At 73.4% G+C, this 26,112-nt stretch carries 21 protein-coding genes; 15 read left to right on the top strand and 6 right to left on the bottom strand.

Going from position 1 to position 26,112, the window contains the following annotated elements:
* Positions 1–7: 7 nt before the first annotated feature.
* Complete coding sequence (locus IE311_RS03355; protein WP_189830006.1) at positions 8–2,785, bottom strand: glycosyl hydrolase; 2,778 nt, start codon at positions 2,783–2,785, stop codon at positions 8–10.
* 280 nt (positions 2,786–3,065) lie between these two features.
* Between IE311_RS03355 and IE311_RS03350 the strand changes: the two genes are divergently transcribed.
* The 4 genes from IE311_RS03350 to IE311_RS03335 all read left to right on the top strand — a co-directional run bounded on the left by IE311_RS03350 (position 3,066) and on the right by IE311_RS03335 (position 7,847).
* Positions 3,066–4,388, top strand: a complete 1,323-nt coding sequence (locus IE311_RS03350; RefSeq protein ID WP_189830005.1) for an ABC transporter substrate-binding protein — start codon at positions 3,066–3,068, stop codon at positions 4,386–4,388.
* Between the two features lie 99 nt (positions 4,389–4,487).
* Positions 4,488–5,453 carry a carbohydrate ABC transporter permease gene (locus IE311_RS03345; RefSeq protein ID WP_189830004.1) on the top strand — a complete coding sequence of 322 codons (966 nt, stop codon included), beginning with the start codon at positions 4,488–4,490 and terminating at the stop codon, positions 5,451–5,453.
* Positions 5,450–6,388, top strand: a complete 939-nt coding sequence (locus IE311_RS03340) for a carbohydrate ABC transporter permease (protein WP_189830003.1) — start codon at positions 5,450–5,452, stop codon at positions 6,386–6,388. The genes IE311_RS03345 and IE311_RS03340 overlap by 4 nt, the downstream gene beginning before the upstream one ends.
* A gap of 52 nt (positions 6,389–6,440) precedes the next feature.
* A complete protein-coding gene (locus tag IE311_RS03335) occupies positions 6,441–7,847 on the top strand; it encodes a GH1 family beta-glucosidase (RefSeq protein WP_189830002.1) in 1,407 nt (468 codons plus the stop codon).
* 183 nt (positions 7,848–8,030) lie between these two features.
* Here IE311_RS03335 and IE311_RS03330 read toward each other — a convergent pair whose 3' ends face one another.
* On the bottom strand, positions 8,031–9,401 hold the full coding sequence (locus IE311_RS03330) for a carbohydrate-binding protein (RefSeq protein ID WP_189830001.1): 1,371 nt from the start codon (positions 9,399–9,401) through the stop codon (positions 8,031–8,033).
* A gap of 207 nt (positions 9,402–9,608) precedes the next feature.
* Positions 9,609–10,595 carry a LysR family transcriptional regulator gene (locus IE311_RS03325; RefSeq protein ID WP_229901685.1) on the bottom strand — a complete coding sequence of 329 codons (987 nt, stop codon included), beginning with the start codon at positions 10,593–10,595 and terminating at the stop codon, positions 9,609–9,611.
* Positions 10,596–10,853: 258 nt separating this feature from the next.
* Between IE311_RS03325 and IE311_RS03320 the strand changes: the two genes are divergently transcribed.
* The 3 genes from IE311_RS03320 (at position 10,854) to IE311_RS03310 (ending at position 13,357) form a co-directional block, all read left to right on the top strand.
* Positions 10,854–11,519 (top strand): GOLPH3/VPS74 family protein, encoded by a 666-nt coding sequence (locus IE311_RS03320; protein WP_189830000.1) that lies wholly within the window; start codon positions 10,854–10,856, stop codon positions 11,517–11,519.
* A 252-nt stretch (positions 11,520–11,771) separates the two neighbouring features.
* Complete coding sequence (locus IE311_RS03315; RefSeq protein ID WP_189829999.1) at positions 11,772–12,494, top strand: hypothetical protein; 723 nt, start codon at positions 11,772–11,774, stop codon at positions 12,492–12,494.
* 191 nt (positions 12,495–12,685) lie between these two features.
* Positions 12,686–13,357 carry a hypothetical protein gene (locus IE311_RS03310; protein ID WP_189829998.1) on the top strand — a complete coding sequence of 224 codons (672 nt, stop codon included), beginning with the start codon at positions 12,686–12,688 and terminating at the stop codon, positions 13,355–13,357.
* A 94-nt stretch (positions 13,358–13,451) separates the two neighbouring features.
* Here IE311_RS03310 and IE311_RS03305 read toward each other — a convergent pair whose 3' ends face one another.
* Positions 13,452–14,219, bottom strand: a complete 768-nt coding sequence (locus IE311_RS03305; RefSeq protein WP_189829997.1) for a TetR/AcrR family transcriptional regulator — start codon at positions 14,217–14,219, stop codon at positions 13,452–13,454.
* Between the two features lie 99 nt (positions 14,220–14,318).
* Positions 14,319–15,983, bottom strand: a complete 1,665-nt coding sequence (locus tag IE311_RS03300; protein WP_189829996.1) for an alpha/beta hydrolase — start codon at positions 15,981–15,983, stop codon at positions 14,319–14,321.
* 104 nt (positions 15,984–16,087) lie between these two features.
* Here IE311_RS03300 and IE311_RS03295 point away from each other — a divergent pair, with 104 nt between their 5' ends.
* From IE311_RS03295 to IE311_RS03265, 7 genes are all read left to right on the top strand, one after another.
* Entirely contained in the window at positions 16,088–17,008 is a 921-nt protein-coding gene (locus IE311_RS03295) for a helix-turn-helix domain-containing protein (RefSeq protein ID WP_189829995.1), read from the top strand.
* Positions 17,009–17,348: 340 nt separating this feature from the next.
* Positions 17,349–18,116, top strand: coding sequence for a GntR family transcriptional regulator (locus IE311_RS03290; protein WP_189829994.1), 768 nt, complete (start codon positions 17,349–17,351; stop codon positions 18,114–18,116).
* Positions 18,117–18,193: 77 nt separating this feature from the next.
* The gene (locus IE311_RS03285; protein ID WP_189829993.1) at positions 18,194–18,421 is read left to right on the top strand and encodes an indolepyruvate ferredoxin oxidoreductase subunit alpha; all 228 of its coding nucleotides are present in this window, start codon (positions 18,194–18,196) and stop codon (positions 18,419–18,421) included.
* 14 nt (positions 18,422–18,435) lie between these two features.
* Positions 18,436–19,803, top strand: coding sequence for an ABC transporter substrate-binding protein (locus IE311_RS03280; protein ID WP_189829992.1), 1,368 nt, complete (start codon positions 18,436–18,438; stop codon positions 19,801–19,803).
* Positions 19,800–20,708: an ABC transporter permease gene (locus IE311_RS03275; RefSeq protein ID WP_189829991.1), complete on the top strand. Its 909-nt coding sequence runs from the start codon at positions 19,800–19,802 to the stop codon at positions 20,706–20,708. The genes IE311_RS03280 and IE311_RS03275 overlap by 4 nt, the downstream gene beginning before the upstream one ends.
* A complete protein-coding gene (locus tag IE311_RS03270) occupies positions 20,705–21,526 on the top strand; it encodes an ABC transporter ATP-binding protein (protein ID WP_189829990.1) in 822 nt (273 codons plus the stop codon). Before IE311_RS03275 ends, IE311_RS03270 begins: the two co-directional genes overlap by 4 nt.
* A 51-nt stretch (positions 21,527–21,577) precedes the next feature.
* The gene (locus IE311_RS03265) at positions 21,578–24,319 is read left to right on the top strand and encodes a fumarate reductase/succinate dehydrogenase flavoprotein subunit (RefSeq protein WP_189829989.1); all 2,742 of its coding nucleotides are present in this window, start codon (positions 21,578–21,580) and stop codon (positions 24,317–24,319) included.
* On the opposite strand, the gene IE311_RS03260 is transcribed toward IE311_RS03265, so the two are convergent.
* Complete coding sequence (locus IE311_RS03260; protein WP_189829988.1) at positions 24,295–24,903, bottom strand: GNAT family N-acetyltransferase; 609 nt, start codon at positions 24,901–24,903, stop codon at positions 24,295–24,297. The genes IE311_RS03265 and IE311_RS03260 overlap by 25 nt on opposite strands.
* Positions 24,904–25,054: 151 nt before the next feature.
* On the opposite strand from IE311_RS03260, the gene IE311_RS03255 reads away from it, so the two are divergent.
* Entirely contained in the window at positions 25,055–25,873 is an 819-nt protein-coding gene (locus tag IE311_RS03255; RefSeq protein WP_308439788.1) for a VOC family protein, read from the top strand.
* The last annotated feature ends 239 nt before the right edge of the window (positions 25,874–26,112 follow it).

The following is a 26,112-nucleotide window of genomic DNA, read 5'->3' as shown; positions in this document are numbered from 1 at the left end:
ATCGGGGTCAGTCGAACGGGATGACGACCACGGACCGGTCCGTGCCGGTCTGGACGCGCGCGTCCCCGTTGCCGATCGCGCTCCAGACCTCCAGGCGTACCGTCCCGCCCGCCAGGTTGCCGAGCGTTCCGGTCGCGGACTTGAGCCCGCGGGACTGGGCGTACTCCTCCCAGCCGGTCACCGGGTCGGTCGCGAAGTAGTGGTAGGTCTCCGTCCGTTCGAAGGTGCCGTCACCGGTGAGGTCGTAGCTGATCCGGGCCTGCTGGCCGAGCCCGACGGCCGTACCGGCGTCGACCTGGAGCCGGAAGGCGGTGGAACCGCCGGACTTGAGCGTGCCGTTGACCCCCTTGACCTCGTAGACGAGCGGCCGGTTCGGGGTGCCGTCGTGGTTGCCGCCCTGCGCCGAGGCGATGGTGTCGCTGCCGGCCGTGGCACCGGTGGCCGTGGTGAGCGCCCCTCCGGTGCGGAGCTGGAAGGTGTTGCCGGTGCCCGGCTCGGGCTCCGGGTCCGGGTCGGTGCCGCCCGTTCCGGTGCCGGACGCGGTGGAACGCGCGGGCACGGAGAGGGACTTGCCGTCGGAGAAGGTGACGGTGCGGGCCGTGGAGCCGTGATTGTGGGCCACGTACGTCCGTGTGCCGTTCTTGGCGAAGACGGCCGAGGTGGGGATGGATCCGGTGACCGTCGTGTCGGGCGCGCCGAGCGTGTCGAGTGCGGTGAGCCAGTGGTAGGTGTGGGCCTTGGACTCGCCGGCCTCGGGGGTGTATCCGGCGTTGCCCGCGTCCCACTTGGCCTTGGCGGCGCCGGGGTCCGCGAAGGACTGGAACTCCCAGAGGATGTCGCGCCACTCGACGGCGGGTCCGCCGTTCTCGCGTTCCATCTCGGCGATGTTGCGCCGGACGGCGTCCTTGTGTCCGCCGAGGTGGAGCGAACCGCCGGTCACCGGGAGGACGTTGATGCCGTGGATCTCCTCGGGGTTGGCGGTCCACCAGGTGGAGTAGGCGGCGCCGCTGCCCCACACCATGCCGACGGTGTCGTGCTGGAAGGAGCCGGGGAAGACCTGCTGGTCGGCGTCGAACCAGTACTGGGCGATGGCCTCGCCCTCGGTGGTGAGCAGGTAGGTGCCGAGGTCGCGGAGCTGGGTGTTGCCGGTGGCGGAGCCCCAGAGGACGAGGGCGGCGCTGAGGTTGGTCGACTCGGAGGAGGACTCCTGGTTGTTGCCCGCGGCGAAGCCCTGGTGGCCGCTGGCCCAGCTGTGTCCGGCGTAGACGTCGAAGCCGCGGAGGAAGGGGAAGGCGGTGTCGGTGCGGCTGGGGTTGGCGGTGTCGCGGACCAGGGTCTTGACCATGGCGCCCCAGGCGGAGTCGGCGGCCCAGGCCGCGTCGTACTGGGCGACGATCGCGGCGGCGTACACGTAGTAGCCGTAGTGGAAGTGGTGGTCGTTGAGCTCGGTGTCGCTGCCGTACGAGGCCGGGTAGCCGGTGAGGGTCTTCCAGGCGTTGTCGTACGAGAACTCGGTGGCGCCGCCCGCCGTGAACCACTCCTGGAGGCGGCCCTTGATCTGGCCGAGGAGCTTGTCGCGGACCGCGGTGTCACCGATCTGGTCGGCGAGCGGTACCAGCTGGGCGAGCTTGCCGAGCGCCTTGCCGGTCCAGTAGGTGTCGACGGCTCCGGAGAAGGGGTCGGAGGAGTTCGCGACCTCGTTCAGGTAGCCGCGCAGCCGGGCGGTGTCCGCGCCGGTGTTGCCGGGCAGGGCGGGCAGGGTGGCGGCGGCCTTCTGGGTGGTGGTGAAGGAGGCCGACTCGCGGACCTTCATGGTGCCCCGGGGGGACACGTAGGTGTAGGGGGTCAGCGGGTCGGTGGTGTGGAGCCACTGGTGCCGGTAGAGGGCCTGGAGGGCGCCGCGCTCGGTTCCCTCCTTCGCCTCGGTGGTGAGGGAGTAGGTGGCGCGGACGGTGCCGGCGTCGTAGCTCCAGTTCACGGTGGAGCCGGTGACGAAGCTGAAGGCGTACTTCCGGTAGGTGGCGAGGGCGTCCGTGGAGGGCAGGACGGCGACGGAGAAGTAGTCCTTGCCGCCGAGGCCCGCGGTGACGGTGGAGCCGGAGATGTTCCAGTCGGTGCCGCTGGGCGAGAAGAGGGCGTAGTGGTGGCCGCCGACGGTGATGCCGAGGACGTTGCCCTGGTCGGCGAAGACGGTGGGCGCGGTGGCGGTGGTGATCCGGGCGTCGCCGCCGGTGCCCTTGGCGTATACGAAGGGCATGCCGTGGCCGATGGTGGTGCGCAGGGTGCGGGCACCGTCGGACCAGTAGGGGGTGACGGTCCAGTCGGACCAGGCGTCGGCCTTGGTGTCGGGCGAGTTGAGCCCGGTGAGGCCGAGGGTGAGGTCGCGCTTGTGGGCGAACTCGTACTGGCGCCCGTCGCCGACGACGGCGGGGCTGGTCGGGTAGCCGACCTCCAGGCCGCCGGCGACGGCCTGGTAGGTCAGCGGGTGACCGTACATCGGGGTGGAGTAGGGGTTGTCCCCGTAGCGCTGGAAGGCGAGGGAGGACCACCAGTCGTTGGTGGGGACGGGCTTGCCCTGGGCAGCGGCGGTGACCTTGGGGGTGACCGGTGCGCCGGTGTTGGTGGTGGGGCCCGAGGTCCCCGCTGGACGGGTGTCGGAGTAGCTTCCGGCGCCCGTGGGGACGGTGGCCGCTGCCGCGGGCGCGGCGGCGGGGCCGAGTCCCAGGGCGGCGAGGGCGGAGACCAGGACCAGCGCTGCGGCGGGCCTGGTGCGGGGGGCTGACATGTGTACGGCACCTCATGTCGTCGCGACGAGTGGGGGCACGGAGGGGATGCGTGGGGAGAGGGGTGGAGAGCCGCAAGAGAGCGCTCTCAAGACGCCGGAAACGTAAAACCGTCGAAACGACTGTGTCAAGAGATTGAACACAGGCGGGACTTGAGAGCTCTTCCCGTCCGTTACGCCTTCGAGCCTTGACGGATGACCTCGATCACGGGCACGCTCCGACCGCACGCTTGAGAGCGCTCTCAGCCGTTCTCTCTCGTTCCGGAGCCAAGGGAGGCTTCCCATGCCCATCACCCGAGCCGCCACCACCGCCGCCACCGCCAGGAGAACCGTCGTCCGCCTGGGAGCGGTCGCGCTCACCGGCGCCCTCCTCGCCGCCTGCGGGGGCACGTCGGCCGACACGTCCTCCGACGGCGCCGGCGGCAAGGTCACGATCACCGTCGACCTCTTCGGCTCCTTCGGGTACAAGGAGGCCGGCCTGTACGCCGAGTACGAGAAGCTCCACCCGGGCGTCACCATCAAGCAGACGGACACCGAGGACGAGGCCGACTACTGGAAGTCCCTCCAGACCCGGCTCGCCGGCGGCGGTGGGCTCGCCAATGTGCAGGGCATCGAGGTGGGCCGGATCGCCTCCGTCACCCAGCAGCAGGCCGAGCGCTTCGAGGACCTGCGGAAGTACGGCGCGGACAGCCTCAAGGAGCAGTTCGCCCCGGCCAAGTGGGCCGCCGCCACCGGCAAGAGCGGCGAGGTCCTCGGCCTCGGCACCGACGTCGGCCCGGAGGCCATGTGCTACCGCACCGACCTCTTCAAGCAGGCCGGTCTGCCGACCGACCGCGAGGAGCTGGCCAAGAAGTGGGCCACCTGGGACGGCTACCTGGCCCTCGGGAAGCAGTACAAGGCGAAGGCCCCCGGCAAGAGCGCCTGGCTCGACAGCGTCGGCAGCCTCTACTCGATCATGATCGGCCAGGAGAAGGAGCGCTACTACGACGCCTCCGGGAAGCTGATCTGGGAGAACAATCCCGCGCTGCGCACCGCCTGGGACCACGCCGTCCAGGCCGCCCAGGGCGGGCTGAGCGCCAAGCTCGACCAGTGGTCCCCGCAGTGGAACCAGGCGTTCGCGGCCGGCTCCTTCGCCACCATCCCCTGCCCCGCCTGGATGCTCGGCTACATCAAGGGCCAGGCCGGTGAGTCCGGCAAGGGCAAGTGGGACGTCGCCGCACTGCCCGGCGGCGCCGGCAACTGGGGCGGTTCCTACCTGGCGGTGCCGAAGGCCGCGAAGAACAAGAAGGAGGCGTACGAGCTGGTGAAGTGGCTCACCGCGCCCGAGCAGCAGACGAAGCTCTTCGAGAAGCAGGGCAACTTCCCCTCCGCCACGGGCGCGATCGCGAAGGTCTCCGGCGCGAAGGACCCGTTCTTCTCCGACGCCCCCATCGGCCAGATCTTCGGTGAGGCGGCCAAGGCGGCCCCGGTCCAGGTGCTCGGTGTGCACGACCAGAACATCGCGCAGCAGATCACCAACGCGCTGAGCGAGGTGGAGCGCAAGGGGACCTCGCCCGAGAAGGCCTGGTCGAACGCCAAGAAGGGCGTCGCGAACACCATCGGCTGACGCCGCGGCTCCGGCAGGCGACCGCGGCTCCGGCCGCGGTTCCTCCTCCTTCTCCCTCTCCCCCTTCATCGCCCCCGTTCCCCTCCGAAGGGCCGCACCGTGACCCTCACCGCATCCGAGACTCCGGCGCCGCCGCGGCCGGTCCCGCCGCCCGCGCGGCGGGGCTCCGCCCGGCGGGCCTGGCAGACGTTCTCGCCGTACGCCTACCTCGCCCCGTTCTTCACCCTGTTCGCCGCCTTCGGTCTCTTCCCGCTGATCTACACGGCCTTCGTCTCGCTGTACCGGGTGGAGCTCCAGACCCCCGGCGACATGGAGTGGCGCGGCCTCGGCAACTACACCGCCCTCTTCGGCGACGAGTACTTCTGGCTCTCGCTGCGCAACACCTTCACCATCGGTGTGCTGTCCACCGTGCCGCAGCTGGTCATGGCCCTCGGGCTCGCACACCTCCTGAACTACCGGATGCGCGGCCGCACCTTCCTGCGGACCGCCGTCCTCCTGCCGTACGCGACCTCCGTGGCCGCCGCCACCCTCGTCTTCGCCCAGCTCTTCGGGCGGGACTTCGGGCTGATCAACTACGCGCTCGGGCTGATCGGCATCGACCCCGTCGACTGGCAGAACGGCACGGTCGCCTCGCAGATCGCCGTGTCCACGGTCGTCATCTGGCGCTGGACCGGCTACAACGCGCTGATCTACCTGGCCGGCATGCAGTCGATCCCCCATGAGCTGTACGAGGCCGCCGCGATGGACGGGGCCTCGCGATGGCGCCAGTTCTTCCACGTCACGCTGCCGGGGCTGCGGCCGACGATCCTCTTCACCGTCATCGTCTCGACGATCGGCGCCACCCAGCTGTTCGGCGAACCGCTGCTGCTCGAAGGCTCCATCTCGGGCGGCATCTCGCACCAGTACCAGACGCTCGGCCTGTACATGTACGAGCAGGGCTGGGGCTTCTTCCATCTGGGCCGCGCCGCCGCCATCGCCTGGGTGATGTTCCTGCTCATCGTGGTGGTGGTCGGGGCCAACGCCCTGATCGCGCGCCGCCGTTCCCGCAAGGAGGCCGGCCGATGACCGCGCCGATCGCCCCCGCGACCACCTCGGCGTCGCCCGCCCCCGCGGACCCGCCGAGCACTCCCCCGGCCCCGGAAGGCGCGCGCGTGCCACGGCGCGGGTCCTCCCGGGCGGGCCGCACCCTGCACGCCGGTCCGCTCGCGTACGGCATCCTGATCGTCGCCGTACTGTTCTCCGCCTTCCCGTTCTACTGGACGATCGTCGCCGCGAGCCGTTCCAACGCCGATCTGGCGAAGGTCCCGCCGACCCTGCTGCCCGGCCCGAACCTGATACGCAACTTCGAGGCGGTCCTCGAAGAGGCGGACATCGGCAAGGCGCTGCTCAACTCCCTGATCGTCTCCGGCTCGATCACCCTCGGCACCGTGCTGTGCTGCACGCTCGCCGGGTTCGCCTTCGCCAAACTCCGCTTCCGCGGCCGGGGCGCGCTCCTCGCGATCACCATCGGCACCATGATGATCCCGCCGCAGCTGGGCGTGATCCCGCTGTTCATGCTCATCGCCGAGCTGGGCTGGGTGAACCAGCTGCAGGCCGTGATCCTGCCCGGCCTGGTGTCGGCGTTCGGGGTGTTCTTCATGCGCCAGTACCTGGTGCAGTCACTGCCGGACGAGCTGATCGAGGCCGCGCGGGTGGACGGCGCGTCCACCGCCCGGATCTTCTGGTCGATCGTGGTGCCGATCGCCCGGCCCGGCATGGCCGTGCTCGGTCTGCTGACCTTCATGGCCGCGTGGAACGACTTCTTCTGGCCGGTCGTCGCGCTGACCTCGTCCGAGCCCACCGTCCAGGTCGCCCTGCGCCAGCTCGGCGGCGGCTACGTCCACGACCAGTCCGTGATCATGGCGGGCACCCTGCTCGGCACGCTGCCCGTGCTGCTGGTCTTCGGTCTCCTCGGCCGGCAGATCGTCGGCGGCATCATGCAGGGCGCGGTCAAGGGCTGACCTGCCTCCGCTCCCCCACACAAGACGTCTCACTCCAGGGAGTTCCCACCCCATGACCGCGCTCGACGCCCGTACCGACACCACGACCGCCCTCCGGTTCCCCGAGGGTTTCCGCTGGGGCACCGCCACGGCCGCCTACCAGATCGAGGGGGCGGCGGCCGAGGGCGGCCGCACCCCCTCCATCTGGGACACCTTCAGCCGTACGCCCGGCAAGGTGCGCAACGGCGACACCGGCGACATCGCCGCCGACCACTACCACCGGGTCGACGAGGACGTCGCGCTGATGCGGCGGCTCGGGGTGACCGACTACCGCTTCTCGATCGCCTGGCCCCGTGTGCAGCCCACCGGGCGCGGTCCCGCCGTGCGCCAGGGTCTGGACTTCTACCGGCGTCTCGTCGACCGCCTCCTCGACGCCGGCATCCGGCCCGTGGCGACCCTCTACCACTGGGACCTGCCGCAGGAGCTGGAGGACGCGGGCGGCTGGCCGCACCGGGAGACGGCGTACCGGTTCGCCGAGTACGCCGGGATCATGGCGGACGCGCTCGGCGACCGGGTGGCGACCTGGACCACGCTCAACGAGCCCTGGTGCTCCGCCTTCCTCGGCTACGGCAACGGCGTCCACGCCCCGGGCCGCACCAGCGCCCTCGCCTCGCTGCGCGCCGCCCACCACCTCAACCTGGCGCACGGGCTCGGGGCCCGCACCCTGCGCGGCGCGCTGCCCGGCTCCGCGGAGGTGTCCCTGACCCTCAACCTCCATGCCGTACGGGCCTTCTCGGAGGCTCCCGAGGACGTGGACGCGGCCCGCCGGATCGACGCGGTCGGCAACCGGATCTTCCTCGACCCGGTGTTCCACGGCCGGCTCCCGGAGGACCTGGTCCGCGACACGGCGTCGATCACCGACTGGTCCTTCGTGGCCGACGGCGACCTGGCGACGGCGGCCGCGCCGATCGACTCCCTCGGCATCAACTACTACGCCCCCTCCGTCGCCGCGGCGGGCACCTCCGAGTCGCCCTCGCCGTGGGCGGGCGCGGAGCGGCACGTCCGCTTCGAGCCGCTTCCCGGGCCGCGGACCGCGATGGACTGGCCGGTGGACGCGGACGGCCTGCACGAGCTCCTGATCCGCCTCCGGGACGAACTGCCGGACACACCGCTGGTGATCACCGAGAACGGCGCCGCGTACGACGACTACGCGGATCCCTCGGGCCAGGTGAAGGACCCGGAGCGGGTGGCGTACCTCCACGCCCATCTGGCGGCGGTGCACCGCGCCCTCGCGGACGGCGCGGACGTCCGGGGGTACTTCCTGTGGTCGCTCCTGGACAACTTCGAGTGGGCGTACGGCTACGGCAAGCGGTTCGGCATCGTGCACGTGGACTTCGCCACGCAGCGCAGGACCCTCAAGGACAGCGCCCGCTGGTACGCGGAGGTCATCGCCCGAGGGGGGCTGCCGGAGGAGGCCTGAGGAACCGTACGGGCGGAGGCCTGGAGGAACCCGTACGGGCGGAGGCCCGAGGAACCCCGTACGGGCGGAGGCCGCCCGCCGGGGACGCCGGAAGGGGGTGCCGCGACACCCCCCTCGGGTACGCGGCACCCCCGGTCGACAACGGTCGGGACCGGTGGGCCTCCGGTCAGCGACCGGCGGGGATCACAGGCGCTGCCAGAGAGCGGGGACGTTCGGCGGCTGCCAGCCGGCCTGGGCCTGGTGGCCCTGGAGGCAGCGGTAGCTCGCGCCGCCGTAGGTGACGACGTCACCGGCCGCGTAGACCTTGCCCGCCGTCCAGCTGCCGCCCGGCTCGGGCTCGCCCGGGCCGGGGCCCGGGTCGACCCCGGTGGTCTTCAGGGTGAGCCCGTAGTTCTGCAGCAGCGGGTTCAGCGGCTGGAAGAAGGTGGTGCCGCCGCTGGAGCAGTTGCCGGAACCGCCGGAGGTCACCCCCTGCGCCTGGCTGCCGGAGATGTACGAGCCTCCGGAGTCGCCGGGTTCGGCGCAGACCGTCGTACGGGTCACCCCGGAGATGGTGCCCTCGGGGTAGGTGACGCTCGTGTTGTGCTGCTGCACGGTGCCGCAGTGCCAGCCGGTGGTCGAGCCGGAGCGGCACACGGAGGAGCCGACGGGCTGCAGGACCGAGCCGGTCACCTGGACGTTCGCTCCGCCGGAGCCCTTGATGTACGGGGTCGAGGTCCAGTTGGTGTTGGCGGCGACCCACGCCATGTCGTTGCCGGGGAAGACCGAGCCCTGGAAGCTGCCCTGGGCCACCTGGTTGAAGCCGCTGGTCGTGGTCCCGGCGCGACCGCAGTGACCGGCGGTGGCGAAGCCCTGGGTGGTGCCCCGCGTCACCGCGAAGCCGACCGAGCAACGGCCACCGCCCCCCATGTAGTACGCGTCGCCGCCCCGGATGTCGTGGAGCGGGCGCGGTGCCTCGCCGCCGCGGACGACCCGTACCAGCTCGCTCGGGACCCCGGTGGCCGTGACCAGCCGCGCCCCCGCGCCGGCCCTGGTCTCCTCGACGACCAGGACGTTGGCGCGTATGTCGACGTAGCGGACGGGTGCGTCGGTGGTGGCCGACCGGTCCAGGGCCGCCTTCGCGCGCTCCAGGGCGGTCAGGCTGTGCGTCACGATCCGGGCCCGCGCGCCCGTGGCCCGTATCGCGGCCGCGTCGTCGGCGCGGGTGGTGGCCACGGTCAGGGTGCCGGCCTCGGCGCCGTCCACCCACGCGCCGGCGAAGGCACCGCCCAGGTTTTGGTGGAGACGGGCGGCGGTGGCACCCGCATCGGCCTCGTTGGCGAGGCGGGTCAGGGCCTGGGAGCGGGTGAGTCCCAGATCGCGCCGCATGGCGTCGAGCAGTTCGGGGCGGGCGGAGTCGGTGCCGAGCGTCTGGGCGGCGGTTCTGACGGTCGGGGTGCGGTGCCCGTCCCGGTCGTCCGGGGCCGCGGCGGCGGAACCGGCCTGGAGCCCGGCCAGCGCCATTCCGGCGGCGGCAAGGGCGGTACACGCCGCGCGGGCGTGTCGTCGGAGCATGGGGGGTCTCCTCGGTCGTCGAGACTGGGTTCTGGGTGGGGATCTGCTGGAACCGTAGGGATCGCGACGAGGAGGCGGCAGCTGTCGGCCGGCCCCTGCCACGGCGTTATGCCGGGCCTTTGCTCCGTCGGGCCGTTGCTGCGTCGGGGCCGTTGTGTCTTTGTGCCGTTGTGCCGTTGTGCCGTTGTGCCGTTGTCAGTCGTGCCGTCAGGCCGGGGGTACCGCCCCCGGCGGGACGAGGGACGTGTCTCCGCGGGCGCCCTCCCCGGGCGTCGGGGCGGGCATCCGGCCCGCGCTGCTCGCCAGCGCCTCGGCGTGCGCGGCCCGGGTGTGGCCGAGGACCGCGCCGGACCGGCCCGCCGCACGGCCCTCGGGATGCCAGCCCAGCAGATGCCGCCACACCAGGGGTGCGCCGGCGAGCGGGCGGGTGACGAGGCCCGGGGTGACGGGGAAGGTGGCCCGGCACAGCCCGACGGCACGGCCGACCTGCACCAGATGCACACAGGAGGCGGTGTCCGTCTCGTACACGCAGGCGGGGGTGAACCCCGCCCGTACGCAGGCGGCCGCGAAACAGTCGCCGAAACAGCCGTCGCCGGGCACGTCGGTCCAGGCCTCCGCCGCCAGTTCCGCCAGGTCGATCTCGGTACGGGGAGCCAGCGGATGGTCGGCCGCCAGCATCACGTACACCGGGTCGCGGGCCACCTCCGTCCACGCGAGGCGACCCGCCTCGGGCGGGCCGCTCTCCCCGCAGACGCCGACGAGGGCGAAGTCGAGCCGTCCGTCGACGACCCCGCCGGCGATCTCACGCTCCGACCACGAGATGCAGGTGGTCACCGGGGACCCGGGGTCACTGCGCGCGATGCGGTCGACCAGGCCCCCGAGCAACGGCCCGTGCGTGCCTCCCAGCCGGTATCCCTCCGCTCCGTCGCGGGCGAACCGCACCGCCTCCTCCTGCAGCTCGCACACGGCGGGCAGCACCACCCGGGCCCGGTCGAGCACCAGGTCCCCGAGCGCCGTGGCCCGTACGCCCTCCCGCCCCCGCTCGAACAGGGCGCCGCCCAGGGCCCGTTCGATCCGTTTGAGCTGAGCACTGAGCGCCGGCTGCGCCAGCCCGAGCGCGGTCGCGGCACGCGTGAGGCTCCCCGCGTCCGCGATGGCCCGGATCGTCTTGAGGTGCCTCAACTCCAAGTCCATACCAAGAGCTTGACGTCCCCGCCCCCAGCGGTCCAGACCACGGGATGTACGGGACTGTCGCGGGCGACCGCGGGTCCCACGCTCCGCTCACCCGGAACGGCCCAGGTCACGAGGACAGCGGTCCCTTGATCCGGGGAACCGCCGCGGTACGCCCGTCGTCCTCAGGGACGAAGGACGCGTGGCCGGACGGACTTCCGGGCACGGGGGACGACGGCACGGGAACGCAGACGAACTGCGAACGGAAGGCAAGGGGTACGGGTGGCGGTCACGCTCGCGGAGGAGATCATGCTGCTGTCGCTGGACGACGAGTCCGGGGCGGCGAAGGAGCGGCAGTCCGCCGCATGGGCCGTCGCGGGCGGCATGCTGCTCGACCTCGTGCTGGCGGGGCGCGTCTCGGTGGACGACGGCCGCATCGGGGTGACGGACGCGACGCCCACCGAGATCCCGCTGCTCGACGAGCGGCTGCGGCGGCTCGACGCCTGGTGCGCCAAGAAGGGCAGGGCGCCGAAGGTCACCGACTGGCTGACCAAGGACCACACCAAGGCCGTGAAGGCCACGATCGGGAGCCTGCGCGAGCGCGGCCTGGTGCGCGAGGAGCAGCACAGGGTGCTGGGGCTCTTCCCCGTCACCCGCTATCCGGAGGCGGACGGCTCCGCCGAGCGCGAGCTGCGGGCCCGGCTGCGGACGGTGCTCCGTGACGGTCCCACCCATCACGCCCGCACCACGGGCCTCCTCGCACTGATCCACGGCGCCAAGCTGCACCGCCTGGCCTTTCCCGGCGTACCGCGCAAGGAACTCGTGCCGCGCCTGGAGGAACTCACGGCCGGCCAGTGGGCGGCGGAGGGCGTGCGCCGGGCGATCCGCGACATGCAGGCCGCGATGATCGCGGTCACGGCGGCGACGATGGTGACCGTCACGAGCTAGCGGTGTCCGGACAACCCCCGGGCGACCCGTCCGTTGCGGGGACCCGGGGCGGGCCCCCACGGCCCGCCCCGGGTCCGGTCTGTGCGGCGGTCGGACCTGCTCGTCCGCCACTTTCCCCGCCGCCGCTCACGTATCGCTCACGTTTCGCTAACGCGGCCCGCGGTCCAAGAGGCGTACGTCGCCCGCTTCTCCGGCATCCCACCCGCCCTCCGGCCCCACGGGGTAGTCTGCCAGGGCTTGTTCGATCTGCTCGTGTCGTTGCCGCGACGGCTCTTCGACGGCGACCTCGACCGGTACGCGACGGAGATCGGGATCGGCCCGGAGCTCGGGGCACTGCTCCGACGGGGCGGTTCCGGCGTCCCCGCCACGTTCGGCCGCGCCGACGCCTACCACGACGGCACCGCGTACTCCCGGACCGGCCCCGGCGGCAAACTCACTCTGGACGGCACCCCGCTCGACCTCGCGCTGCTCACCGATCCGCGCTGGAGCGGTTCCTTCGACGCCGAGGAGCGGGCGTTGGTGGACCGGGTGCTGCCATGGAGCCGTACGCTCCACGCCGCGGGTGCCTCGGCCGGCGGCGGCTCCCCTGCCCCCGCCGCCTCCGGACTCGCCGATCTCGTGGACCTCTGCCGGGAGCGGAGGGAGCGGCTCATCCTCAAACCGGGCGCCGGGTACGGCGGGCTGGACACGTTCGTCGGCCGGGAGTGCACCGACGCCGAGTGGGACAAGGTGCTGCGCGTCGCCGTCGAGCGCGGCGGCCATGTGGCGCAGGAGCGGGTCGTGCCACGGCCCGAGCCGGTGTACGACCCGGTGACCGGAACGGTCGATCCCTGGATCGCGGCGCTCGGGATCTTCCTCACCGACGAGGGGTACGCGGGCGCGCACCGGCGTGCCAACCGTGCCGACGGGGGCGCGATCGTCGGACTGAGCAGCAACCCGGACACCGGGATGGTGGGCGTCTTCTCCCACCCGTGACGAGGATTCCGGGCGGGCCCTCCCCGGCCGGTGTCGGTCGGCGTCGGCGGGTGTCTGCCGATGTCAGCCTGTGTCTGCCTGTGTCGGCCACAGAGCTCAGGAGTGGCTCAAGTCGCTTGTCCGGCAGTCCTCTCGGACGACAAGGTGGACGTGGCCATCGACCAATGGCCGGAGTTGTCAGGGGGACACACATGAAGATCAGAAGGACCTGCCTCGCCGCGTCCGCCGTCGCCGCGCTGCTCACGGGGGCGGTCGCCTGTACGTCCGACGCCGGCGGGCCGCCCGCGGCGGGCGGGGCGGCCGAGGGAGCCAAGCGTCCGCTCGACACGGTGTGCGCGGGCGGCAGCTACACATGGTTCAACGTCAGCGACCAGGACGTGCTGACGGGTGTCGCCGAGAAGCAGAAGATCGGCAAGGGGGGCGGTCCTCTGACGAACAAGCTGTCGCTGCTCCGCACACCGGTCACCGCCGTCACGTTCGAGAAGGGCCCCCGGGTCGACGCGGGGGCCACGCTCCGCTCGCTGCGCGCCCACGTCGCGGACACGCAGGCGCTCGACCTCGACGGCTTCGGGTTCGCCGACGTCCACAGGCCCGTGCCGAGGCTCGCCTCGAACACCACCACCGTCACCGCCGCCGGAACCTTCGTGGACTACGCCTGGGTTCGACAGGTCACCGCCGACTTCCAGTACACCTGCGGCGGCAAGCGGTCCGTGGGCCGCGCGATCGGCTGGGACATCGACGGCTCGGGTGTCCTGGAATGCTCCACGCCGGTCGGCGACGCGAAGGAGGCCGCGCCCGCCTCGGAGGCGGCGCGCCTGGCCTGCGGCCGCAACAGCCCCGCGGCCCGGGGGAAGAAGCCCTGACGGCCTCGTGCACGGCGGGTGGTGACGCGTGGGTCCGTCCTCACCTGCCGTGCACGACCTACTTCTCCCGAGGAGCGTGGCGGCGGCGCGCCGCCTACGGTCCGGGGACCGGCTGGACCGGTCCCGGTGACCGGGTCGGAGCAGGCGTCGGAGGCGTCTGCGTTCCGTCCGGGTGGAGCGTCGCCGCCGCCACCAGCAGGAGTTCCAGCGCGAAGGGGTAGCCGCTGTCGCGCATGTCCGCGGCGAGCAGCGGGAACGTCGCGGCGATGTGCGGATGGGTGTCGGGCGGAAGTTTGGCGTACACCGCGTGCCAGACCTCCGCGTCTCCCTCCCTCGCGGCCGGTGGCAGGGCGAGCGCGGCGGCGTCCTGGGCCGCGAAGGCGAGGGCCTGGTCGACGAAGGCGTGGTAGATCCGGACCGCGAGGGCGTCCTGGAAGCCCGCGGTCCGCAGCACGCCGAGGATGCGCTCGACGGCCCGGGTCTCGTGCGGGCGCCCCGTGGTGCGATGGGCCGCGAGCAGGGCGGCCTGCGGATGGGCGAGATAGCGGGCGTGGATCCGGAGACCCATCGAGCGGAGGTCGGCGCGCCAGTCACCGGTGGCCGTCCAGCCGTCCTGGGCCCGGCCGATGAGTTCGTCGGCGAGGGCGAGGAGCAGGGCGTCCGTGTTGCGGAAGTAGCGGTAGAGGGCGGTCGGGTCGGCGCCGAGCGCCGCGCCGAGGCGGCGTACCGAGAGTGCTTCCGCGCCGTGCTCCTCGATCAGCCGCAGGGCGGTTTCGACGATCAGGCGTTCCGAGAGGACGGCGCCCTGTTTGGTGGGGCGGCGGCGCCGGCGGCTGCCTTCGGGAATCACGCGTTCGACCATGCCCGGACCCTATGCCGGAACCGTACGTCAACACCATTGACGTGTTGCGGGACGGTACGGATCGCGCGGCGCCCGGCACTCGCACTCGGCGTTCCCGGGTCAGCTCCTCAGTCGTCCGAGGACGGCCCGCATCGCCCGCCGCACGGCCGCGCGGGACTCTTCGGTGGGATCGACCAGTTCGAAACCGTGGCGGCCGTGCGGGACGTCGACGACCTCCACGTCCGCGCCCTTCCTCGCCGCGGCGGTGCGGAACTCCTCGACCGTCGCCGCGAAGGTCGGATGCTCGCGTCCGGCCCGGGTCAGGACGATCGGCGGCCCGTCCGCCGCACCCACCGCGTCCACCGGCCGGAACCGGGACTCCACCGTCCCCCAGCCGGGCAGCGGCGCCAGGGCGGGGTAGGTCATCGCCACGCACCGCAGCCACGGCGGGGGTACGGCGAGCCAGTCGGCCGCGAGCAGCCCGCCCGCGGAGAAGAACCAGAGCGCGATCCGCTCCCCGTCGACACGAGGGTCGGCGCGCACGATGTCGACGGCCTCGGTGAGGTCCTCGGCGGCCAGGGGGAAGTCGGCGAGCCCGTACAGCCGGTGGTCCGGGGTCGCCCCGACCACGCCGAGGCTCGCCGCGTACCGCCCGTATCCGCGGAGGAAGGGGGTGTCCCGTGGGCTGGGCCGCTGATCGGGGGAGACCGGGCCTCCGTGCACGAAGACGACGGCCGGCCGGGGCCCGTCCGCGTCCGGCAGATGCAGGTCGACCCGGCCGTGCCGTGCGCGCGGCACCTCGGGTGTGTCCAGGAGGAAGGGCAGGAGATGGGCCGGCCGCTCCTCGGCGGCTTCGGGGACGGTCACCCGGTCGCCCTCCCCCGCCGCGGCCCGGCGCAGCAGCTCGGCCAGTTCCTCGGGAGCGGAGAGCATCGGCCAGTGCCCGGTGCCGAGGTCGAAGTAGCGCATCCGGTCGTCGGCGAGCGCGCGGAACCGCGGCGGACCCGATTCCACCAGCATCCGCACCACGTCGATGCCGGAGCCGCCGGCGGTGCACAGGATGCCGGTGGTCGGCAGCGTGGCGCCCGCGCCGGTCAGCCGGAGCGGCTGGGTGAGGGTGCCCGCCGGCTGTGGGGTCGCGAGGCGCTCGAGCCGTTCCAGCGCCTCGGCGGGGACGCCTTCGGTGCTGCCCCAGCGGGCCCACTCGCCCAGCCCCGGCGGCGGCACCCGTCCGCCGTCCGCTCCGCCCCCACCGACACGCTCGCCCCCGTCGCGCCCGCCGCTCCCTGCGGCCACGTCCGCGACGCGCGCCCGTACCTCCGGGTCCGGTACGGACCGCACGGCCGCCTCGCCGTCCTCGGGCAGGCTCGTGTCCAGGGAGACGATCCGGGCGACGCGCTCGGGGCGCCGGTCGGCGGCGCCCAGGACGGGGTGGAGCCCGTAGCCGTGTCCGACGAGTACGACCCGGGGCGTGTCGATGTCGTCGATCAGCCGCACCAGGTCGTCGATGTGGGTCTCCAGATCGACGGCGGATCCCGCCCCGTCGACCTGTCGGTCCCCGGTCCGTGACGGGTTCGGGTCTCCCGTGACTGTCGGGGTCCCGGCTCCCGTCCCCATGCCTGTCGGGGTCCCGGCTCCCGTCCCCATGACTGTCGGGGTCCCGGCTCCCATCCCCGTGAGGGTCACGGGGTACGCCTCCGAGCCCGCCGCCCGGAGCGGGGCCACGATCTCCTCCCACAGCCAGCCACCCGTGAAGGGGCCCGACACCAGCACGAACGCGGTCATGATCGTCTCCTTGCGCTTCCCGGGACTGTCGGCCGTCACGCTAGGAACTCCCCCTGCGGGAGGTTCAATGGGGAGACGGACGACCCGAGGAGGCGCACACCGTGATGTCCGACGGGCTGTGGAGCATCGGGGAGCTCGCCGAGCGGGCGGGCACCACGGTGAAGACGGTGCGGTACTACTCCGACCGGGGGCTGCTGCCGGAGGCGGGACGAAGCTCCGGCGGGCATCGCCGGTACGGGCCCGAGGCGCTGGACCGGCTGCGCCTGATCCGCTCCCTGCGCGTGCTCGACCTGCCGGTTCCGGAGGTGGAGCGGGCCCTGGAAGGGGACGATCTCCTGGAGGAGGTCGTCGCGGGGCAGCTGAGGGAGCTGGGATCCCGGCTGACCGCGCTCCGTTGGCGCGAGGCCTCCCTGCGGCTGCTCCAGGACTGTCAGGCCGGGGAGCGGGCCGAGCGGCTGCGGCTGATCGGCGCGATGTCCGTGCCGCCCGACACGACGGCGCTGGCCCGGTTCTGGCGTCGGATCCTGCCGTTACGACTGCCGCGGCGGGTGGTGTCCGCCGTCCTCGACTCGGTGGTGCCACAGCCGCCGGAGGAGCCGAGCCCCGCGCAGGTGCTGGACTTCGCCCGCCTGCACGCGCTGGTGTCCGATCCACGTGTGCACCGCCCGGGGTCGCGTCCGGCGCCGCCGCTGCCGGACGGGGAGTACCGTCCGGCGGTGCTGTACGACGGACTGGCGGAGGCGTACGCGCGGGCCGCGGCGGAGGTGCGGGCCGGACGCGCGCCACAGGACGGCGGGGCCCTGGACTGTTTCGTCGCGGCCTACGCCCACGCGCGAGGGGAGAGGGACTCCCCGGAGTTCCGGCGGCGGCTCGTCCCGCTGCTGGCCCTGGGCGACGGGCCCGTGATCAACCGTTACTGGAAGCTCGCGGGCGGTCTGTTCGCCCCGGACGAGCCGGTCCTCGGCGCCCTCCACCACCACCTCTCCGTCGCCCTCCACGTCCAGGTCGAGGCGGAGGCCGGCTGAGGCGGTGCGCCCCCGCCGGGTCCCCGGCCGCCCGAGTCGATCCGCCCGGTCGGGGCGGGGGCCCGTCGGCCTTCCCGCGCGGGTCGGGGCACAGGTCGACCGGTCCTTCCCGCGCCGGTCGGGGCACAGGTCGACCGGTCCCTCCCTCCCCGGTCGGAGCGCAGGCCGGCCGACCCTTCCCGCATGGTGGGCAACCTTTCGTCCACCAGGTGGGCAGCCGGGTGGCGGATCTCCGTACCCGTCCGACATCTCCGCAGGTCAGAGCAGTGCATTCAGGGCGCCGGGTGGCGCAATACTGCCGCAACACCAACCCGGCCACCCCGCCGCTACGTTCCTTCCCATGCCCGCCGAACCCGCTTCCGCCGCCCGCCCCGTCGCCGCCGCCCGCCGTCTGCGGCTGCGCGCGGACCGGGCACGGCAGCTCGCCGACCTGCTGCGCCACCAGATCCTGGCGGGTGGCTTCCCGGGCGGGATCCTGCCTCTCGAGGACGCCATCGCGGCGGACTACCGGGCCAGCAGGAACACCGTCCGGCAGGCTCTCGACCTGCTGCGCGGTGAGCAGCTCGTCGAACGGCAGCCGGGGGTCGGCACGGTGGTGGTGTGCGAGAAGTACCCGCACGGCCTGGACCGGCTCCAGGGTCTCGCCGAGACCCTGCGCGAGCACGGCCGGGTCACCAACGAGGTCCGGACGGTCGGGCCGGTCGCCGCTTCGGGGCCGGTGGCCCACCGGCTCGGGCTGCCGGAGCATTCCGACGTGCTCTGCGTCGAGCGGCTGCGGCGTCTCAACGGACTGCCGCTCTCCCTCGACCTGTCGTATCTCCCGATGGACATCGGTGGTCGACTCCTCGGCTGCGACCTGGAGAACACGGATGTGTTCCGGCTCCTGGAGCAGCTGACCGGCGGCCCGCTGGGGCACGCCGAGATCACCCTCGAGGCCGTCAACGCCGACGCGCACTCCGCCGCCGTGCTCCAGGCCCCGCGCGGAGCCGCCGTCCTGATGCTGGAGCGGCTGACCTGCCTGCCCGACGGGCGGCCGGTGGACCTGGAGTTCATCCGGTTCCGCGGTGACCGCATCACCATGGGCGGCGTCCTGCACCGCTCCCTCTGACACCCCCACCTCTGACGCCTTCCCTCTCTCCCTCTGCCCCCTCCCCCGCTCTGCTGAGCCCTTTCCTGGAGACAGCCATGCCTCTGGTCCCCCAGCGCGCCGACGTGCCCGTGACCATCGACGAGTCGAAGTGCATCGACGGGTGCACCCTCTGCGTCGACATGTGTCCGCTGGACTCGCTGGCGATCCGCCAGGAGGACGGCAAGGCGTACATGCATGTGGACGAGTGCTGGTACTGCGGCCCGTGCGCCGCCCGCTGTCCCACCGGCGCGGTGACCGTCAACATGCCCTACCTGCTCCGGTGAAAGGCCGAACTCCCATGTTCCGAGGAAGACTTCCGCTGCCCCGCGCGACCGCCCTCCCGATCGCGCTCCCCCTCGCGCTCCTCCTGCCCCTGGCCACCGCCTGCGGTGCCACCGGCGCCGGCGCGTCGTCGGACGGGAAGACGGTCACGGTGACCGTCGGCTACCAGTCGAAGACCATCAACACCGTGACCGCGGGCACCCTGCTCCGCTCCCTCGGCTACTTCGAGGAGGAGCTCGCGGCCCGGGGCCGGAAGGACGGTGCCGACTACCGGGTGGTCTGGCAGGACTACGCGACCGGGGCCCCGATCACCGCCCAGATGACGGCGGGGAAGATCGACATCGGTTCGATGGGCGACTTCCCGCTGCTGATCAACGCGGCGCGCGGCAAACAGCTCAAGGAGCCGACGCGGCTCGTCGCGGTCACCGGCTACAACCTGCGCGGCGGGCTCAACACCGTGGTCACCGAGCCCGGTTCACCTCTTCGGTCGCTCGCCGACCTGAAGGGCCGCAAGGTCTCCACCAGTGTCGGATCGGCCGCCGACGGCACGCTCGTACGGGCGCTGCGGCGGGCCGGGATCGACCCCGCGAAGGACGTCCGCAAGCTCAACCAGCAGCCGAGCGTCGGGGCTTCGGCCCTCGCGGCGGGCAGTGTCGACGCGTTGTCGCAGTTCGTCGCCTGGCCGGGTCTGCTCGCCTTCCAGGGCAGGGCCACGGCCCTGTACGACGGGGCCGAGCTGAACCTGCCGACCTTCCACGGAGTCACCGTCCGGGAGAAGTTCGCGGCGCGGCGGCCCGCCGTCCTCGACGCGTTCCTGCGCGCCCAGCGCCGGGCCACGGACCATCTGCGGACCCGGCCGGTCGCCGCCGCCGAGTCGGTGGCGAAGGAGACCGGGCTGCCCGCCGAGGTCGTCTACCTCTACAACGGCGCCCAGGGCATCGCCACCTTCGACCCGGCGCTCCGCCCGGAGCTGGTGGCCGCGCTCAAGGAGGACGTGCCGGTCCTGAAGGAGGCCGGTCTGGTCACGGACGTCGACGTCGACGCGTTCGTCGACACGGCTCCGCTGGGCCGGGCGGTGCCGGACCTCGCGTACCCGGAGGCGACCTCTCCGAAGTCGGAGCTGTGGCTGAAGGGGCAGGCTTCGACCCGTACCTTCGACAGCCCCGGCGCACTGCTGAAGGCGGTCGAGGGGGCCTCGGTACGGGCCGCCTACGTGCCCGACGCGGGGACGGGGACGCTCTGGTTCGCGGACCGGGCCGTGTGGGTCGCGGACGGCGGCGAGTGGCGGGCCTTCGTGACCCGGTCGGCGGCGGAGCGGTACGTCTCCGGGCACGCCGGTTCCCGGATCGTCGCCTACGCGGACGCCGTGAGGCTCGCGTCATGAGCACCGGCCGGCGTCTGGTCCGGGTGGCCTCGCCGCTCGCGGCCCTCGGTCTGTGGCAGCTGCTGACCTCCCTGGACGTCAATCTGTGGCTGCGGTTCGAGCAGTTCCCGACCGTCGTCGAGGTCGCCTCCGCCCTCGCCGACCGGGTCGGCACCGAGGTGTACTGGCAGGACCTCGGCCACAGTCTGCGCAGGATCTCGGTCGGCTTCCTCCTCGCCGCCGTCCTCGGCGTGGCGGCCGGGACGGCCGTCGCCCGGTCGCGATGGGCCGCCGACACCCTGGGGCCGCTGGTGGAGGTGGTGCGCCCGATCCCCGCCATCGCCCTCGTCCCGGTCGCGATCCTGCTGCTGCCCACCAACGAGCAGGGCATCGTCTTCATCACCTGCGCCGCGGCCCTGTTCCCCGTGCTCGTGTCGACCCGGCACGCGGTGCGGGCGCTGAACCCGGTGTGGGAGGAGGCCGTGCTCACGCTGGGCGGCGGGCGGGCCCGGGTGCTGTTCTCGGTGGTGCTGCCGGGCGCCCTGCCGGGGATCTTCGGCGGTCTCTCGGTGGGGATCGGCGTCTCGTGGATCTGTGTGATCTCGGCGGAGATGATCTCCGGCGAGTACGGGGTGGGGTACCGCACCTGGCAGGACTACACGATCGTCGACTACCCGGGGGTCTTCGTCGGCATGGCCACCATCGGGGCGCTCGGATGGCTCACGTCCACCGCGGTGGAATCGCTCGGCCGTCGCGTCACCGCCTGGCTGCCGCGCCCGACGGCCGGGGTCCCGGTCGGCGGGACCGTCCGCGCGGTCCGTGCCGCCGTGCCCCTCGCCCCGTCCGTCACCCCCTCCGGCACCTCCCGTGCCACCTCGTCCGACGCCTCCGCTGTCCTCCGACCCGAGAAGGAGCCGGTTCCATGAGCACCGTGAGCCCGTCCACCGTGTCCGCCGAGTCCGCCGAAAGCGCCGCCTCCGCGGGGTCCGCCGGGTCCGCGCCGGCGACGGCCGGGCCGGCATCGGCCGGCGCGGAACTCGCCCTGCACGGTGTGCGCCTCGGCCACCCCGACGGGGTCGCCGTACCGCGCCCCGTCGACCTGCGGATCGCGTCCGGCGAACTGCTGACCGTGGTCGGCCCCTCCGGCTGCGGCAAGACCACCCTGCTCCGCACACTCGCGGGGCTGCTGCCCCCGCTGGAAGGCCGGGTCACGCAGGACGGGGAGCCGGTCCGCCGGCCCGGCGCCGACCGGGCCCTGGTCTTCCAGCACGACGCCCTGCTGCCCTGGCGGTCGGTCCGGGCCAATGTGGAACTGCCCCTCGCGATCCGCCGCACGCCCCGGGCCGAGCGTCGCCGCTCCGCCGAGGACTGGCTGGAACGGGTCGGGCTCGGCGGCCACGCCGGGAAACTGCCGCACCAGCTGTCCGGCGGGCAGCGGCAGCGCGTCCAGCTGGCCCGCGCTCTCGCCGGGCGGCCCCGCGCCGTCCTGATGGACGAGCCCTTCGGCGCGCTCGACGCCCACACCCGCGCCGGGATGCAGGACCTTCTGGTGGAGATCCTGCGGGGCACGGGAGCGACCGTCGTCTTCGTGACCCACGACGTGGACGAGGCGCTCCATCTCGGCGACCGGGTCGCCCTGTTCGCCTCCGGGGAGGTCCTGGACGTGCCGCACCCGCGCTCCCGCGACGCCCGGCAGGCGCCGGAGACGGCCGCGCTGCGCCGACGGGTCCTCGACTCCCTCTGAGTGCCCGCCGAACCCCCCGCCGGCTCCCCACGCTTCCGAAAGGCGCGCCCCATGGACAGCCCCAGCCCCGACACCCCTCTGACCGTGCCCGATCCCGCCGACGCGACCGAGCTCTCCTGCGACGTGCTGGTCATCGGCGGCGGCACCGCCGGCACGATGGCCGCGCTGACCGCCGCCGAGCGCGGGGCGAACGTCCTGCTCCTGGAGAAGGCGCACGTCCGGCACTCCGGCGCCCTCGCCATGGGCATGGACGGCGTCAACAACGCGGTCGTACCGGGCCGCGCCGAGCCCGACGACTACGTCGCCGAGATCACGCGGGCCAACGACGGTCTCGTGGACCAGTCGACGGTCCGGCAGACGGCGACCCGGGGCTTCGCCATGGTCCGGCGTCTGGAGTCGTACGGCGTGAAGTTCGAGAAGGACGAGCACGGCGAGTACGCCGTCCGGCAGGTGCACCGGTCCGGCTCGTACGTGCTGCCCATGCCGGAGGGCAAGGACGTGAAGAAGGTGCTCTACCGGCAGCTGCGCCGCAGGGAGATGCGCGAGCGGATCCGTATCGAGAACCGGGTCATGCCGGTCCGGGTCCTCACCCACCCGGACGACGGGCGGGCCGTCGGCGCGGCCGGGTTCAACACGCGTACGGGCGAGTTCGTGGTGGTGCGTGCCGGGGCCGTGATCCTGGCCACCGGTCCGTGCGGACGGCTCGGGCTGCCCGCTTCCGGCTATCTGTACGGCACGTACGAGAACCCGACGAACGCGGGCGACGGCTACGCCATGGCGTACCACGCGGGCGCGGCGCTCACCGGGATCGAGTGCTTCCAGATCAACCCGCTGATCAAGGACTACAACGGCCCGGCCTGCGCCTATGTCGCCAATCCCTTCGGCGGCTACCAGGTGAACCGGCACGGCGAGCGGTTCGTGGAGTCGGACTACTGGTCGGGGCAGATGATGGCCGAGTTCGCGGCCGAGCTCGCCTCGGACCGGGCCCCGGTCTACCTCAAGCTGAGCCATCTTCCCGAGGAGACCGTCGGGGCGGTCGAGTCGATCCTGCACACCACGGAACGGCCGACCCGCGGCACCTTCCACGAGAACCGCGGGCACGACTACCGGACCCACGACATCGAGATGCACATCTCGGAGATCGGTCTGTGCGGTGGGCACTCGGCCTCGGGGGTGCGGGTGGACGCGCACGCCCGGACGACCGTGCCCCGGCTCTACGCGGCCGGCGACCTGGCCTCCGTACCGCACAACTACATGATCGGCGCGTTCGTCTTCGGCGACCTCGCCGGCGAGGACGCCTCGCAGTACACGGCGTACGAGGGCGAGTTGGAGCAGGAGCAGATCGCTGCCGCCCATGAACTCGTCTACCGTCCGCTGCGGCATCCCGAGGGCCCGCCGCAGCCCCAGGTCGAGTACAAGCTGCGGCGGTTCGTCAACGACTACGTGGCACCGCCGAAGACCGGGGCGAAACTCTCCCTGGCCGTCGAGGCGTTCGACCGGATGGCGGTGGAGATCGCCGGGATGGGGGCTCGGACGGCGCACGAGCTGATGCGGTGCGCCGAGGTGTCGTTCATCCGGGACTGCGCCGAGATGGCGGCGCGGGCCTCGCTCGCCCGGACGGAGTCGCGCTGGGGTCTCTACCATCAGCGGCTCGACCACCCGGAGCAGGACGACGCGGGGTGGCTGCACCACCTGGATCTGCGCAAGTCCCCTTCCGGGGCGATGGAGTTCACGGCCCGGCCGGTCGAACCGTATCTGGTTCCGGTACCGGAGTTCGCACCGCCGGGCGGTCCCGAACGGCACCTCGGCGAAGTGGAGCTGGTGCCGGTCGCCACAGCCGGTCCCCGGGACTCGGTGCCGGCCGCGCGTCCGCGGACGGACGCGCCGGTGACGGTCGAGGACCCGGTGGTCGCGACTCCCCACCCGCGCCTGCTCCAGCTGCTTTCGCTGGTCGAGGACTCCCCCGGTCTCGACGCCCTGGGCCCCTATCTGGACGACGCCGATCCCGCCGTCCGGGCCGCCGCCGTCACGGCCCTGGGCGAGACCGCGCCCGCCGGTACGGGTCCGGTGCTCGCCGCCCGCCTGCGGGACGACGCTCCTCCCGTACGGGCCGCGGCAGCGGCCGCACTGCGCGAGCTGGTCGAGGTGCTGCCCGCCGAGCCGGCGCTCGGGGACGGTCTGCGGGCGGCACTCGCCGTGCCCGACACGGCCGTGCGGTCCGCGGCGCTCGATGCCCTGCGGGCGCTGCGCCTCGGTGACGCCGCCCTGTACGCGGGTGCGCTCGCCGACGCCGCCGTGGAGGTCCGTGTCCAGGCGGTTCGCGCCCTGGTCTCGGTGGACGCGGTCGCTGAGCTGGCGGCGGCCGCCGCCGACCCGTCCCGCGAGGTGCGGGTCGCGGTGGCCCGCGGTCTCGCCGCGGTGCGGAATCCGGCACCGGAACCGCTCGGCCCGCTGCTCGACGATCCCGACCCGCTGGTGCGGGGCGCGGCCCTCGCCGCCCTGGCCGGAACCGGCTGCCCGGCCGGCTGGGCCGCACGCGCCGAGGCCGCCCTCGTCGATCCGGCCTGGCAGGTCCGCTCGGGCGCCGCGACCGCTCTGCGGGCCGCTCCGGCCGACCCGGCCGTCCCCGTGCTCGCGAAGGCGCTGGCCGACGCGAACGCGGACGTCCGGAAGGCCGCCGTCCTCTCGCTCCTCGTCCACCGGGCCGCCCCCGGGGCGCGGACGGCACTCGCCGGGGCGTCGGACGACCCCGACGCGGACGTGCGCGCCTACGCGGCCCGCGCGGCGCGCTGAGCCCGGGGCGGGGTCCGGGGGACGGGCGCTGTGTGGAGGTGCTGGGGGCGCGGCCGGGCGGGCGGGGCGGCGGGAAGGGTTCCGGTGAGGACGAAGCCGCAGGCGAGGGCGGTCCGGCACGATCCCTCGTTGCCGACGGCGTGCACGAGTTCCGGGGTGCGTCCGGCGAAGGGGCCGTCCTCGTCCGTGATCCAGCGGGCGACGCGGGTCAGCGCCCGGGAGGCGATCCCGCGCCCGCGTGCCCGCGGCGCGGTCCAGTAGCCGACGCGTACGGCCGCCGTTCCCCCGCCGGTGACGGCGATGTGACCGAGCGGGGCCGTACCGCCCGCCGCGGTGTCCTCGACGATCGCGAAGGCCGCCCGGGTCCCGGCGGCCCAGCCCGCGTTCTGGGCGTCCACCCACGCGCGTGCCTGCCGGAGGGTGTCCAGGTGGGTGGCGAGCCAGGCGCGCAGTTCCGGGTCCCGGTGATGGCGTACGAGCGGCTCGGCGTCCTCGTACGTCCAGGGCCGCAGCAGGAGCGGCGGGACGGACGGGGCGGTTCCGTTCCTGGGGGTGTCACGGAGCGGGGGCTGCGGGCTGCTCATGCCCGGACGGTATCCCCCGCGGTCGGCGGCCTCCACACCCGGGCGTGTGGTGTTCGGCGGCACTCGGGTGAGTGCGCGCATGCGGGGCGGCGGACCGGGGAAAGGGCGCACGACGCACGCAGCGAGCAGGACGGAACAGGAGGTGGTGCCGGTGTCGGGGCCGACGACCGGAGAGGTGGCGGGAGCGCCGTGCTGGCTGAGCCTGACCACGCGGGATCTCGACGCGGCGGAGGGCTTCTACGGTGCCGTGCTGGGCTGGACGTTCCGGCGTGACGACGGCGGGGACCGGGAGTACGCGGTGGGCCGGCTCGACGAGCAGCCCGTGGCCGTGATCGCCGCGGTGGCGGCCGAGCTGTCGGTGCGGTCGGCCTGGACGGCGTTCTTCACGGTGGACGACGTGGACCAGGCGGTGGCGCGGATCCGGGAGCGCGGCGGCACGGTCGGGGTGGGGCCGGTCGGCTACCCGCCGCACGGCCGGGCGGCGCTCGCCACCGATCGCGAGGGTGCGGGGTTCGGTGTCTGGGAGGGGCGGACGGAGAACCGTCTGCACCTCGGGATGCGCACGGCGCCCGCCTGGCTGGAGCTGCACACCCGGGACGCCTTCGAGGCGGCCGTGTTCTACGGGGAGGTTCTCCGCTGGGCGGACGGCGGTCCGGCCGGCTTCGAGGTGTCGTACGAGCAGGACAAGGTGGTGCTGCGGCGGGACGGGGAGGCGGTCGCCCGGCTGAACAGCGGTCCGGTCGAGGCCACCTCGCCCCAGCCGCAGCTGCGTCCGCGCTGGCTGGTGCGTTTTCGGGTGCCCGATCCGGAGGTGGCCGCCGCGGCGGTCGTGGCGCACGGCGGTTCGATCGTGCCGGGCGGGGACTGGGGCGGGGTGGGCGGCCCCGAGGAGACCGGGGGGCGCCGGGCGGTGGTGGCCCGGGACCCGGAGGGCGCGCTCTTCACCCTGGAGGCCGCCGAGGGCGTGTAGGGGTGCCCGGTCGCCGCGGGTTCCGGCCTCCGGCGCCCGGGCACCGTCGGATCCCGGCCTGCGGAGGCGACCGGGCACCGCGGATCCCGGCCTCCGGCGACCAGGCGCCGCAGGTCCCGGCCTCCGGCGACCGGGCACCCCGGGTCCCGGCCCCCGGCGCCTTGTCGCCGAGGGCCCCCGGGCTGATCGCCGGGACTCGCCCCGGCCCGACGGCCGAGCGGTTCGGGCCCGGGTCTCCT

Origin of the sequence: Streptomyces zaomyceticus, assembly GCF_014656215.1 — a bacterium.
Lineage (GTDB): Bacteria > Actinomycetota > Actinomycetes > Streptomycetales > Streptomycetaceae > Streptomyces > Streptomyces zaomyceticus.
This window is presented reverse-complemented; position numbering and strand designations above follow the sequence as displayed.